Below are 12,248 nucleotides of genomic sequence, written 5' to 3' on the forward strand. Positions count from 1 at the left end.
AGTGCTGACTCGCTCATGATGATGGCCTCCAAAAACAAAACACCCTGCGAAAGCGTAGCCCTCGCAGGGTGTGGGGGGGACCATCTCATTAGCCCGCAGTGTGGGCGGGCGAAAAACCAACGAAGAGCGTTAGGCGAGGTGACGCTCAGCTACCGCGATAGGTGGAGTAGCTGTAAGGCGAAATCAACAAGGGCACATGGTAGTGATCCTGTTCGGCGTTGATGCCGAAGCGCAACACCACCACGTCGAGGAAAGCCGGCTCCGGCAGTTGCACGCCCCGGGCGCGGTAATAATCGCCGGCACTGAATTGCAGCTGGTACACGCCGCTGCGGTAGTCATCACCTTGCAGCAGCGGCGCGTCGCAACGACCGTCGCTGCTGGTCAGGGCGGTGGCGAGCCGTTCAAGCTTCTCGCCCTCGACGCGGTACAGCTCAACCTTGATTGCGCTGCCGGGGCAGCCATGTGCGGCGTCCAAAACGTGTGTGGTCAAGCGTCCCATGGCGTTTGTGCGCCTCCCGAAGTCAGTAGAAGAGGAAACCGCACTTTTTCAGGGCATCAAAAAAGTCGGCGACGGCTGATTAAGACACTTTTTAAAAAAATTGTACACAATAAATATCACAACGCTTTTGATCCCCCCGCCGACATTGCTCGACGAGTCGATTCGTCAGTAATCCTTGCTTTTAAACGACCTTTTGTCCATTAGCTGACCAGTCAGGCAAGTTTCTTGCTACACCCTTGAAGGAGAGCGATGCGGAAAAAATGCAGAAATGCAGGCTTACAAAGTTGGCAATAAGTTGTATACAATCACTCATCGCTGTGACGCCACCCAGTCTTTTCACTGCCCGGCCGCCACACCTATTGCTACCACGAACAAGAAGGAAGACTGCAGTGAGCGCTGACTACCCACGCGACCTGATCGGTTACGGCAGTAACCCTCCTCACCCCCACTGGCCGGGCAAGGCACGCATTGCGTTGTCTTTCGTACTCAACTACGAAGAAGGCGGCGAGCGCAACATCTTGCATGGCGACAAAGAGTCAGAAGCCTTCCTCTCGGAAATGGTCTCGGCCCAGCCGCTGCAGGGCGAGCGCAACATGAGCATGGAGTCGCTGTACGAATACGGCAGCCGTGCCGGCGTGTGGCGCATCCTCAAGCTGTTCAAGGCGTTCGACATTCCGCTGACCATCTTCGCCGTGGCCATGGCCGCCCAGCGCCACCCGGATGTGATCCGCGCCATGGTCGAAGCCGGCCACGAGATCTGCAGCCACGGCTACCGCTGGATCGACTACCAGTACATGGACGAGGCGCAGGAACGCGAGCATATGCTCGAAGCTATCCGCATCCTCACCGAACTGACCGGCGAACGCCCCCTGGGCTGGTACACCGGGCGCACCGGCCCGAACACACGGCGGCTGGTGATGGAGGAAGGCGGCTTCCTGTACGACTGCGACACCTACGACGACGACCTGCCCTACTGGGAACCGAACAACCCCACCGGCAAGCCGCACCTGGTGATCCCCTATACCCTGGACACCAACGACATGCGCTTCACCCAGGTGCAGGGGTTCAACAAGGGCGATGACTTTTTCGAGTACCTCAAGGACGCCTTCGACGTGCTGTATGCCGAAGGTGCCGACGCGCCGAAGATGCTTTCCATCGGCCTGCATTGCCGCCTGATCGGCCGCCCTGCCCGTCTGGCCGCCTTGAAGCGTTTTCTCGAATACGCCAAGGGTCATGAGCAGGTGTGGTTCGCCCGCCGTGTCGACATTGCCCGCCACTGGCAGGAAACCCACCCCTATACGGGAGTGGCGAAATGACCACGTTCCAGACCCTGAAACCTTCGACCTTGAGCCGCGACGCATTCGTCAAAGCCTTCGCCGATATCTACGAACACTCGCCATGGGTGGCCGAAAAAGCCTATGACCTGGGCCTGGATGCGTCGATCGACCAGATCGAAACCCTGCACCAGCGCATGAGCGATATCCTGTTGAGTGCTGATCACCAGAGCCAATTGGCGTTGATCAACGCTCACCCGGACCTGGCAGGCCGTGCGGCCGTCCAGGGCCAGTTGACCGAAGCCAGCACGAATGAACAAGCTGGCGCCGGTATTCACCAATGCACGGCCGAAGAGTTCTCGCGCTTCACCGAGCTGAACGATGCCTACAAGGCCAAGTTCAAGTTTCCCTTCATCATGGCGGTAAAAGGCAGCAACCGGCACCAGATCCTGGCCGCGTTCGAAACGCGCATCCACCACTCGGCAGACACCGAGTTCAACTGCGCACTGGCCGAGATCAACAAGATCGCGCTGTTCCGTTTACTGACCCTCTAAACGACCATCCCCAGCCACTCTATCTAAGGCAGACAAGAAGAATGAAAGCTTACGCTGTACCTTTCGAGAAGTTCGTCAACCTGGCCGACGCCCGCCTGGGCACCAAGATCATCTCCGTCACCGATGACTGGTTCGCCGACGCCAACCGCCTGTTCCAGCCGACCCCGGCCGTGTGGAAGGAGGGCGTTTTCGATGACAACGGCAAGTGGATGGACGGCTGGGAGTCGCGCCGCAAGCGCTTCGAAGGCTACGACAGCGCAGTGATCCGCCTGGGCGTACCGGGTTCGATCAAGGGCGTGGACATCGACACTTCATTCTTCACCGGCAACTACCCGCCGTCGGCGTCCCTGGAAGCCTGCTTCCTGGCCTCGGGCGAGCCTGACGACAACACCCAGTGGGTAGAAGTACTGTCGGCCGTCGAGCTGCAAGGCAACAGCCACCACTACCACGAAATCAGCAACGACCAGGCGTTCAGCCACCTGCGTTTCAACATCTACCCGGATGGCGGCGTGGCCCGCCTGCGTGTGTACGGCGTGCCGTTCCGCGACTGGTCCGCAGTGGGCGATAACGAACAGGTCGACCTGGCTGCCGCCTTGAATGGTGGTCGCGCCCTGGCCTGCTCCGACGAACATTTCGGCCGCATGAGCAACATCCTCAACCCGGGCCGTGGCATCAACATGGGCGATGGTTGGGAAACCGCGCGTCGTCGCACGCCAGGCAATGACTGGGTGATCGTCGCGCTGGGCCACCCCGGCGAGATCGAGAAAATCATCGTCGACACCCTGCACTTCAAGGGCAACTACCCGGACACCTGTTCGATCCAGGGCGCGTTCGTCAAGGGCGGTACCGACAGCCAGATCGAAACCCAATCGCTGTTCTGGCGCGAACTGCTGCCGTCTCAAAAGCTGGAAATGCACGCCGAACACACCTTCGCCGAGCAGATCAAGGCGCTGGGGCCAATCACCCATATCCGCCTGAACGTGTTCCCGGATGGGGGCGTAAGCCGCCTGCGTGTGCTGGGTAAAGTTTCGAAGTAAGCAGTGAACCTCTGTGGCGAGCGGGCTTGCCCCGCGTTGGGCTGCGAAGCAGCCCTGAAACCAGGCACCGCGTTGTATCGGTAGAAACGCGCTGACTTGATGGGGGCTGCTTCGCAGCCCAACGCGGGGCAAGCCCGCTCGCCACATGAACTGAATGACACAACACAGAATCCGGATAAGAAGACAGCCATGCGCACACTGATGATCGAACCGCTGACCAAAGAAGCCTTCGCCCCTTTCGGAGACGTTATCGAAACCGACGGCAGCGATCACTTCATGATCAACAACGGCTCGACCATGCGCTTTCACAAGCTGGCAACGGTAGAAACCGCACAGCCTGAAGACCACGCAATCATCAGCATCTTCCGCGCCGACGCGCTGGATATGCCGCTGACCGTGTGCATGCTGGAGAGACACCCGCTGGGCAGCCAGGCCTTCATTCCGCTGCTCGGCAACCCCTTTCTGATCGTGGTCGCGCCACTTGGCGATGCACCTGTATCAGGCTTGGTCCGCGCCTTCGTCACCAACGGCAGGCAGGGCATTAATTACCATCGCGGCGTCTGGCACCACCCGGTGCTGACGATCGAAAAGCGGGATGACTTCCTGGTGGTTGATCGCAGTGGCACAGGCAATAACTGCGATGAGCATTTTTTCAAAGAGGATGAGCGGTTGATCCTCGCCCCCCACCAATAAGAGAAGGCCGGATCACCCGACAACAAGGGTGACAGGCGAGAGGTAAAGACTGTGGAAGCACATCTGTTGGAATGGCTGAACCTTAGCGTGCGCTGGGTTCACATGATCACTGGCGTCGCCTGGATCGGCGCTTCGTTCTACTTTGTCTGGCTGGAAAACAACCTCAACCGCGTCAACCCCAAGAGCGGCCTGGCCGGCGACTTGTGGGCGATCCACGGTGGCGGTATCTACCACCTGGAAAAATACAAACTGGCCCCGCCAACCATGCCGGACAACCTGCACTGGTTCAAATGGGAAGCCTATTTCACCTGGATGTCGGGCGTCGCGCTGTTGTGCGTGGTGTTCTACCTCAACCCGACGCTGTACCTGCTCGCCCCCGGCAGCAGCCTGAGCGGCACCGAAGGCGTATTGCTGGGCATTGGCTCGCTGTTCGCCGGCTGGTTCATCTACTCCTTCCTCTGCGACTCGGCCCTGGGCAAGCGCCCTGCCCTGCTCGGTTTCATCCTGTTCGTGCTGTTGATTGGCGCCGCGTACGGTTTCAGCAAAGTGTTCAGCGGCCGTGGCGCGTACCTGCACGTGGGTGCGGTGATCGGCACCATCATGGTCGGTAACGTATTCCGCATCATCATGCCGGCCCAGCGTGCGTTGGTGGCAGCGATCGCGGAGAACCGCACGCCCGACCCGGCCCTGCCGGCCAAGGGTTTGCTGCGCTCACGGCACAACAACTACTTCACCCTGCCGGTGCTGTTCATCATGATCAGCAACCACTTCCCGAGCACCTACGGCAGCCAATACAACTGGCTGATCCTCGCGGGTATCGCGGTGGCAGCGGTGTTGGTGCGGCACTATTTCAACACCCGGCATAACAGCCAGAAGTATGCCTGGACCTTGCCGGTGGGGGCGTTGGCGATGATCTCCCTGGCCTACGTGACCGGGCCCAAGCCCGTGGCAGAAGTGGCCAAGGCACCCGCCGCGATCGAGTACCAACCGTTGCCGGAAACCGCCTTGGGCGGCGGCGTGAAATCCTCCGCGCCAGCCGCCCCCGTCGCGGCACCCGCCCCCGCCCAGGCGACGATTGATTTCGACAAGGTGCATGGGGTGATCCAGGAACGCTGTGCGGTATGCCATTCGGCCAAGCCCACCAGCCCGCTGTTCAGCACCGCACCGGCAGGCGTGATGTTCGATACACCGGCGCAGATCCAGCAACAGGCGGCGCGTATCCAGGCGCAGGCCGTGGCGAGCCAGATCATGCCGCTGGGCAACATCACCCAGATGACCCAGCAGGAGCGCGATTTGATCGGCACCTGGATCAACCAGGGGGCGCGCACCAACTGACGGATTCACATAGTTCCAATGTGGGAGGGGGCTTGCCCCCGATGGCGGTGCATCAGTCACAGATACGTTGAATGACACACCGCTATCGGGGGCAAGCCCCCTCCCACATTTGGACATGCCGTGTTTTGAAGATTGCGTTCCACACAACACAACAATAAAAAGATCCGAGGTGTTGCATGACCGAGTTAGTCGAACCGCAGATTCCTGCCGCACCCGCCATGGTGCGGCTGCCCCTCTTGCAACTGATTCTGGTAGGCCTGCAACACGTCTTGCTGATGTACGGCGGCGCCGTCGCGGTCCCCCTGATCATTGGCCAGGCCGCCGGCCTGAGCCGTGAAGAAATCGCCTTCCTGATCAACGCCGACCTGCTGGTGGCGGGTGTCGCGACCATGGTCCAGTCGTTCGGCATCGGCCCCCTGGGGATTCGCATGCCGGTGATGATGGGCGCCAGTTTCGCCGCGGTCGGCAGCATGGTCGCCATGGCCGGCATGCCGGGTATCGGCTTGCAGGGGATCTTCGGCGCGACCATCGCCGCCGGGTTCTTCGGCATGCTCATCGCGCCATTCATGTCCAAGGTGGTGCGCTTCTTTCCGCCGTTGGTAACCGGCACCGTGATCACCGCCATCGGCCTGTCGCTGTTCCCTGTGGCAGTGAATTGGGCAGGCGGTGGCAGCGCCGCCGCGACCTTCGGCTCGCCCATCTACCTGGCCATCGCCGCACTGGTGCTGGCCACTATCCTGCTGATCAACCGCTTCATGCGGGGCTTCTGGGTGAATATCTCGGTGTTGATCGGCATGGCGCTCGGCTACGGCTTGTGCGGCCTGCTCGGCATGGTCGATCTCAGCGGCCTGGCCCAGGCGCCATGGGTACAGGTAGTGACACCGTTGCACTTCGGCATGCCCACATTCGAGCTGGCGCCGATCCTGTCAATGTGCCTGGTGGTCGTGATCATCTTTGTCGAATCCACCGGCATGTTCCTCGCCCTGGGCAAGATCACCGGCCAGGACGTGACCCCGAAGATGCTCCGCCGTGGCTTGCTGTGCGATGCCGGCGCATCGTTCTTCGCCGGGTTCTTCAACACCTTTACCCACTCCTCGTTTGCGCAGAACATCGGCCTGGTGCAGATGACGGGCGTGCGCTGCCGTTCGGTGACGATCATGGCCGGCGCCTTTCTGATTGTGCTCAGCCTGTTGCCCAAGGCCGCCTACCTGGTGGCGTCGATTCCGCCAGCAGTACTCGGCGGCGCGGCGATTGCCATGTTCGGCATGGTGGCGGCCACCGGGATCAAGATTCTCCAGGAAGCCGATATCGCCGACCGTCGCAACCAGTTGCTGGTGGCTGTCAGCATCGGCATGGGCCTGATCCCGGTGGTGCGCCCGGAGTTCTTCGCACAACTGCCGTTGTGGATGAGCCCGATCACCCACAGCGGGATTGCCATGGCGACCCTCAGCGCGCTGGCGCTGAACGTGCTGTTCAATATCCTCGGCGGCGCAGAGCGCCCCGCCGTCGCCCATACGCATTGATGCCTTTGTTAGTCCAAAAATAACAACAGACAAGGAACATCCCATGCATACCATTCACCTGGGGCCGGCCATGTGCCGTGCCCCATTCTCGCCCCTTGCGCGCTCTAACAGCGCACTTGAGCCAAGGCTTTGGAGCCAGTATTCTCCGCGCCCGCTCGAATCGACTCAAAAAAAAACAGCGAATGTAAAAGCTGACTGCAAGGCCAACTTATCCCGGCCCTGCAACAGCGACCAATGTGCACAAACATCCCCTGAATTCGACTGCATTCCGTGCAGCCGACGGGGATTTTTTGGTTTTTCAAACACGTTGGCGCAGCTCTTGCTAAAAGCATCAAAGCTGACCGAATAGACGATTTTTGCAGCGAACCAAAAGGCGCCACACCAGAGCGCCTGCGTAGAAGAAAAACCATAAAACTTTAACTCGGGAGCAACCGAATGAAACCTATGTTCAAGGGCCTGATGCTGGCGGGATCGCTGCTGGCCGGTGGCCAAGCCGTGGCCGGTGACTTGTTGCAGTGGCAGAACAACAGCCTGACTTACCTGTGGGGCAAGAGCTTCACGGTTAACCCGCAGATCCAGCAAACCGTCACCTTCGAACATGCCGACGCATGGAAGTACGGCGACAACTTCTTCTTCCTCGACCGCATCTTTTATAACGGCAAGGAAGATGGCAACGTCGGCCCGAGCACTTACTACGGCGAGTTCAGCCCACGCTTGTCGTTCGGCAAGATCCTGGACAAGGACTTGTCCTTCGGCCCGATCAAGGATGTGTTACTGGCCTTCACTTATGAGTTCGGCGAAGGCGATAACGAATCGTACCTGCTCGGCCCTGGCTTCGACCTGAACATCCCAGGCTTCGACTACTTCCAGCTGAACTTCTACCAGCGTCAGACCGAAGGCAATCGCCCGGGTGACGGCGTATGGCAGATCACTCCGGTATGGGCGTACACCCTCCCCGTTGGCAACTCCGACATCCTGATCGACGGTTTCATGGATTGGGTGGTGGACAACGACAAGAACGCCCGTGGCACTTACCACGCCAACCTGCACTTCAACCCACAGGTCAAATACGACCTAGGCAAGGCGCTGCATTGGGGCGATAAGCAGTTGTATGTGGGTTTTGAATACGACTACTGGAAGAACAAGTACGGGATCGAGGATTCCGGGGCGTTCAAGACCAACCAGGACACGGCGAGCTTCCTGGTCAAGTATCACTTCTGACCGAACATCGCAGGTCAAAATGTGTCAGGGGCAAGCCCCAATGCCAGTCAGTTAAGCGTACAGCGCCTTCTGTAGGAGCGATAACTGACTGGTATTTGGGCTTGCCCCTCCCACATTCAGATAGGCGGCAGGCCTAAGAACCGGGTGATTTCTTCACGCTTGGCCAACGCATCTTTCCTGCCCAATTCAATCAACTCGCTGCAATACCCCGCTTCGAACAACAAGTAACTCAGCACCCCTGCCCCACTCGTCTTGGTCGCCCCCGGCCCGCGCAGGAACAGGCGCAATGCCGCGGGCAATTCCTGACGATGCCGCGCCGCGATTTCATCGATCGGCTGGCTCGGCGCAATCACCAGCACGTCCACCGGGGCCAGGCCGCGGGATGCGCTGTCGGCAGGCTGGAAATGGCTGAACTGGTTCAAACGCTCCAGCAACTCGATATCACTTTCCAGGCTGTCGATGAACGTGCTGTTGAGCATATGCCCGCCAATCTGCGCCAGGGTCGGTTGCTGGCCCGTGAAGACGCGCGGTGTCGCCGCCTCGTTGCCCCGTGGGTTGCCACTGACCCCCACCACCAGCACACGGCTGGCCCCCAGGTGCAAGGCCGGACTGATGGGTGCCGACTGTCGCACGGCGCCATCGCCGAAATATTCCTGGTCGAGTTTCACCGGGGCAAACAGCAAGGGGATCGCCGAACTGGCCAGCAGGTGTTCAACCGTCAGTTGGGTCGGCACGCCGATACGGCGGTGGCGCAACCAGGCGTCGATGGTGCCGCCGCCCTGATAGAAGGTCACCGCTTGTCCGGACTCATAGCCGAAGGCAGTCACCGCCACCGCGTGCAGATGCTTCTCGCGGATGGCCTCATCGATGCCCTCCAGGTGCAGCTTGTCGTGGAGCAGCTCGCGCAGCGGCGAGCTGTTGAGCAGCGCCACCGGCACTTGGGCACCCAGGCCCAGCAGGCTGTGAAAACAGAAACGGCTGGCCTGGTGAATCACCCCCGGCCAGTCGCTGCGCAGCACCCGATGGCTGCGAAAGCCCTGCCAGAACGCGGTAAGACGCTGGATCGCCGCCGTGAAGTCCATGGCGCCGCTGGCCAGGCTGACCGCATTGATCGCCCCGGCCGAGGTGCCGACGATGACCGGAAAAGGATTCGGCGCCCCCAGTGGCAGCAACTCGGCAATCGCCGCCAACACCCCCACCTGATACGCCGCTCGCGCTCCGCCGCCGGAAAGAATCAAGCCTGTGACCGGTTCAGCTGGGCGCATTGCATCACTCCATGTGGGGCCAACAGGGGAAGGTCAGGTGTTATCGACGACGTTTTTCGTACAGCTTGGGTTCGCCCGGTGGCCGGCTCTTGAAGCGGCGGTGGGTCCACAGGTATTGCTCGGGGCATTCACGCACCGAGGCTTCGACCCAGCGGTTGATGCGCAGGCAGTCGACTTCGTCGCTTTCGCCCGGGAAGTCGGTCAACGGCGGGTGGATCACCAGGCGGTAACCGCTGCCATCGGCCAGGCGCTCCTGGGTGAACGGCACCACCAGCGCCTTGCCCAGCTTGGCGAACTTGCTGGTGGCGGGCACGGTGGCGGCCTGGATGCCGAACAGCGGCACGAAGATACTTTGCTTGGCGCCGTAGTCCTGGTCCGGCGCGTACCAGATGGCGCGGCCGGCGCGCAGCAGCTTGAGCATGCCGCGCACGTCTTCGCGCTCGACGGCCAGGGAATCGAGATTATGCCGCTCGCGACCACGGCGCTGGATAAAGTCGAATAAGGGGTTGCCGTGCTCGCGGTACATGCCATCGATGGTGTGCTTCTGTCCCAGCAAGGCTGCGCCGATTTCCAGGGTAGTGAAGTGCAGGGCCATGAGGATCACGCCCTTGCCATCCAACTGCGCCTGCTTGAGGTGTTCCAGGCCCTCGACGTGAGCCAGGCGCGCCAGGCGCTGGCGCGACCACCACCAGCTCATGGCCATTTCAAAGAACGCGATGCCGGTGGAAGCAAAGTTTTCCTTGAGCAGCTTTTTGCGCTCCGCGGCGGATTTTTCCGGGAAGCACAGCTCCAGGTTGCGCGCGGCGATGCGGCGACGCTCGCCGGCCACGCGGTACATGCCCGCACCCAGCAGGCGACCAATGGCCAGCAACGCGCGATACGGCAATTGAGTGATCAGCCACAGCAGGCCGAGTCCCAGCCATAACAGCCAAAAACGCGGGTGAAAAAATACAGCACGAAAACGCGGGCGATCCATTACAGATTCCGGTAAAGACAAGGGCCGCGCATTCTACAACGGTTCGACTCGGCTTGCGGCCAGTGGATGTTCTCGTTATAAGTCTCGACACTTTTCGTGACAAGCCGCTTTTGCCGACCATGAGCCAAACCGAACCGCTAGACCAAGATCCCGTGTTCCAGCTGAAAGGCAGCATGCTCGCCATCACCGTGCTGGAACTGGCCCGCAATGACCTCGATGCCCTGGACCGCCAGCTCGCCGCCAAGGTCGCCCTGGCGCCGAACTTCTTCAACAATGCCCCGCTGGTGCTGGCCCTGGACAAGCTGCCGGCCGGCCAAGGCGCGATCGACCTGCCCGGCCTGATGCGCGTATGCCGCTCCCATGGCTTACGCACCCTGGCGATTCGTGCCAGCCGTATCGAAGACATTGCCGCCGCCATCGCCATTGAACTGCCAGTACTGCCACCGTCCGGCGCACGCGAGCGTCCACTCGATCCGACGGAAGGTGAAGTGAAGAAAAAACCGGAAAAACCGGCGGAACCGACGATCAAGCCGACAAAGATCATCACCTCCCCCGTACGCGGCGGGCAGCAGATTTACGCCCAGGGCGGCGACCTGGTGGTGATCTCATCGGTCAGCCCCGGCGCGGAACTTCTGGCCGACGGAAACATCCATGTATACGGCCCGATGCGCGGACGTGCGCTCGCCGGTATCAAGGGTGACACCAAGGCACGTATTTTTTGCCAGCAATTGACCGCTGAACTCGTGTCCATCGCAGGCCAGTACAAGGTTTCAGAAGATTTGCGCCGCGATCCGCTGTGGGGGGCTGGTGTACAGGTCAGCCTGTCGGGCGATGTGTTGAACATCATCCGTCTTTAACGGATACTGCCGCATTTTCCAAGCATCTCTAGACTCTGATAGCACAGCGAAACTGGCAAGACTTGCGTAGGAATAATTGGAAGTTGGCGTTTCCCCTCCGGGAACCCCATCTTTTCCCTACAAAGGCTGTCCGCCTGCAGCGAGTTCCAAGAGATGTTTTTCAGGGGCTGAAAAGTCCTTTTTCCTTAGGGGTGAAACACCTTGGCCAAGATTCTCGTGGTTACATCCGGCAAGGGTGGTGTGGGTAAGACCACCACCAGCGCCGCTATCGGTACCGGCCTCGCACTGCGCGGCCACAAGACAGTCATCGTCGACTTCGACGTCGGTTTGCGTAACCTCGACCTGATCATGGGCTGCGAACGCCGCGTGGTGTACGACTTCGTCAACGTCGTCAATGGTGAAGCCAACCTGCAACAGGCCCTGATCAAGGACAAACGCCTTGAGAACCTGTATGTACTGGCCGCCAGCCAGACCCGTGACAAAGACGCACTGACCAAGGAAGGCGTCGGCAAAGTCCTCGCCGAGCTGAAGGAAACCTTCGAATACGTGGTGTGTGACTCCCCGGCCGGTATCGAAACCGGTGCTCACCTGGCGATGTACTTCGCCGATGAAGCCATCGTGGTGACCAACCCGGAAGTGTCCTCGGTACGTGACTCGGACCGTATGCTGGGCCTGCTGGCCAGCAAGTCCAAGCGCGCCGAAGAGGGTCAGGACCCGATCAAGGAACACCTGCTGCTCACCCGCTACAACCCTGAGCGTGTCAGCAACGGCGAAATGCTCGGCGTTGAAGACGTGAAGGAAATCCTTGCAGTGACCCTGCTGGGCGTGATCCCGGAATCCCAGGCAGTTTTGAAGGCATCCAACCAAGGCGTGCCGGTGATTCTTGACGACCAGAGCGACGCCGGCCAGGCGTACAGCGATGCGGTCGATCGTCTGCTGGGCAAGACCGTGGAACATCGCTTCCTCGATGTTAAGAAGAAGGGATTCTTCGAGCGTATCTTTGGAGGCAACTAA

At 60.4% G+C, this 12,248-nt stretch carries 12 protein-coding genes; 9 read left to right on the forward strand and 3 right to left on the reverse strand.

Annotated elements, in window-relative coordinates; translation table 11 throughout:
* Positions 1-145: 145 nt before the first annotated feature.
* The gene (gene uraH, locus AC1Q6I_RS25720; RefSeq protein WP_102625758.1) at positions 146-499 is read right to left on the reverse strand and encodes a hydroxyisourate hydrolase; all 354 of its coding nucleotides are present in this window, start codon (positions 497-499) and stop codon (positions 146-148) included.
* A gap of 389 nt (positions 500-888) precedes the next feature.
* Between uraH and puuE the strand changes: the two genes are divergently transcribed.
* The 7 genes from puuE (at position 889) to AC1Q6I_RS25755 (ending at position 8,136) form a co-directional block, all read left to right on the forward strand.
* Positions 889-1,815: an allantoinase PuuE gene (gene puuE / locus AC1Q6I_RS25725; protein WP_024076646.1), complete on the forward strand. Its 927-nt coding sequence runs from the start codon at positions 889-891 to the stop codon at positions 1,813-1,815.
* Complete coding sequence (gene uraD / locus AC1Q6I_RS25730) at positions 1,812-2,327, forward strand: 2-oxo-4-hydroxy-4-carboxy-5-ureidoimidazoline decarboxylase (RefSeq protein ID WP_102625759.1); 516 nt, start codon at positions 1,812-1,814, stop codon at positions 2,325-2,327. Before puuE ends, uraD begins: the two co-directional genes overlap by 4 nt.
* A gap of 41 nt (positions 2,328-2,368) precedes the next feature.
* Positions 2,369-3,364 (forward strand): allantoicase, encoded by a 996-nt coding sequence (gene alc / locus AC1Q6I_RS25735; RefSeq protein ID WP_024076648.1) that lies wholly within the window; start codon positions 2,369-2,371, stop codon positions 3,362-3,364.
* Positions 3,365-3,553: 189 nt separating this feature from the next.
* Positions 3,554-4,057 carry an ureidoglycolate lyase gene (locus tag AC1Q6I_RS25740; RefSeq protein ID WP_024076649.1) on the forward strand — a complete coding sequence of 168 codons (504 nt, stop codon included), beginning with the start codon at positions 3,554-3,556 and terminating at the stop codon, positions 4,055-4,057.
* A 51-nt stretch (positions 4,058-4,108) separates the two neighbouring features.
* Positions 4,109-5,392 carry a urate hydroxylase PuuD gene (locus tag AC1Q6I_RS25745; protein ID WP_102651009.1) on the forward strand — a complete coding sequence of 428 codons (1,284 nt, stop codon included), beginning with the start codon at positions 4,109-4,111 and terminating at the stop codon, positions 5,390-5,392.
* 176 nt (positions 5,393-5,568) lie between these two features.
* Positions 5,569-6,915, forward strand: a complete 1,347-nt coding sequence (locus AC1Q6I_RS25750) for a nucleobase:cation symporter-2 family protein (protein ID WP_024076651.1) — start codon at positions 5,569-5,571, stop codon at positions 6,913-6,915.
* A gap of 435 nt (positions 6,916-7,350) precedes the next feature.
* Positions 7,351-8,136 carry an outer membrane protein OmpK gene (locus tag AC1Q6I_RS25755; RefSeq protein WP_024076652.1) on the forward strand — a complete coding sequence of 262 codons (786 nt, stop codon included), beginning with the start codon at positions 7,351-7,353 and terminating at the stop codon, positions 8,134-8,136.
* 116 nt (positions 8,137-8,252) lie between these two features.
* Here the strand turns inward: AC1Q6I_RS25755 and AC1Q6I_RS25760 are convergent, their stop codons facing one another.
* Entirely contained in the window at positions 8,253-9,401 is a 1,149-nt protein-coding gene (locus AC1Q6I_RS25760; protein ID WP_069076727.1) for a patatin-like phospholipase family protein, read from the reverse strand.
* A 40-nt stretch (positions 9,402-9,441) separates the two neighbouring features.
* Positions 9,442-10,377: a lipid A biosynthesis lauroyl acyltransferase gene (locus AC1Q6I_RS25765; protein ID WP_069076728.1), complete on the reverse strand. Its 936-nt coding sequence runs from the start codon at positions 10,375-10,377 to the stop codon at positions 9,442-9,444.
* 119 nt (positions 10,378-10,496) lie between these two features.
* Here AC1Q6I_RS25765 and minC point away from each other — a divergent pair, with 119 nt between their 5' ends.
* Entirely contained in the window at positions 10,497-11,234 is a 738-nt protein-coding gene (minC, locus tag AC1Q6I_RS25770; RefSeq protein ID WP_024076655.1) for a septum site-determining protein MinC, read from the forward strand.
* A 201-nt stretch (positions 11,235-11,435) separates the two neighbouring features.
* Positions 11,436-12,248: a septum site-determining protein MinD gene (minD, locus tag AC1Q6I_RS25775; RefSeq protein ID WP_003175251.1), complete on the forward strand. Its 813-nt coding sequence runs from the start codon at positions 11,436-11,438 to the stop codon at positions 12,246-12,248.

The sequence above is a fragment of the Pseudomonas sp. MPR-R2A5 genome (genome assembly GCF_058793055.1).

Coding starts and splice junctions, on each gene's coding strand:
- uraH (WP_102625758.1), bottom strand. CDS start 499: ATGGGACGCTTGACCACACACGTTTTGGACGCCGCACATGGCTGCCCC.
- uraD (WP_102625759.1), top strand. CDS start 1,812: ATGACCACGTTCCAGACCCTGAAACCTTCGACCTTGAGCCGCGACGCA.
- alc (WP_024076648.1), top strand. CDS start 2,369: ATGAAAGCTTACGCTGTACCTTTCGAGAAGTTCGTCAACCTGGCCGAC.
- AC1Q6I_RS25740 (WP_024076649.1), top strand. CDS start 3,554: ATGCGCACACTGATGATCGAACCGCTGACCAAAGAAGCCTTCGCCCCT.
- AC1Q6I_RS25750 (WP_024076651.1), top strand. CDS start 5,569: ATGACCGAGTTAGTCGAACCGCAGATTCCTGCCGCACCCGCCATGGTG.
- AC1Q6I_RS25755 (WP_024076652.1), top strand. CDS start 7,351: ATGAAACCTATGTTCAAGGGCCTGATGCTGGCGGGATCGCTGCTGGCC.
- AC1Q6I_RS25760 (WP_069076727.1), bottom strand. CDS start 9,401: ATGCGCCCAGCTGAACCGGTCACAGGCTTGATTCTTTCCGGCGGCGGA.
- AC1Q6I_RS25765 (WP_069076728.1), bottom strand. CDS start 10,377: ATGGATCGCCCGCGTTTTCGTGCTGTATTTTTTCACCCGCGTTTTTGG.
- minC (WP_024076655.1), top strand. CDS start 10,497: ATGAGCCAAACCGAACCGCTAGACCAAGATCCCGTGTTCCAGCTGAAA.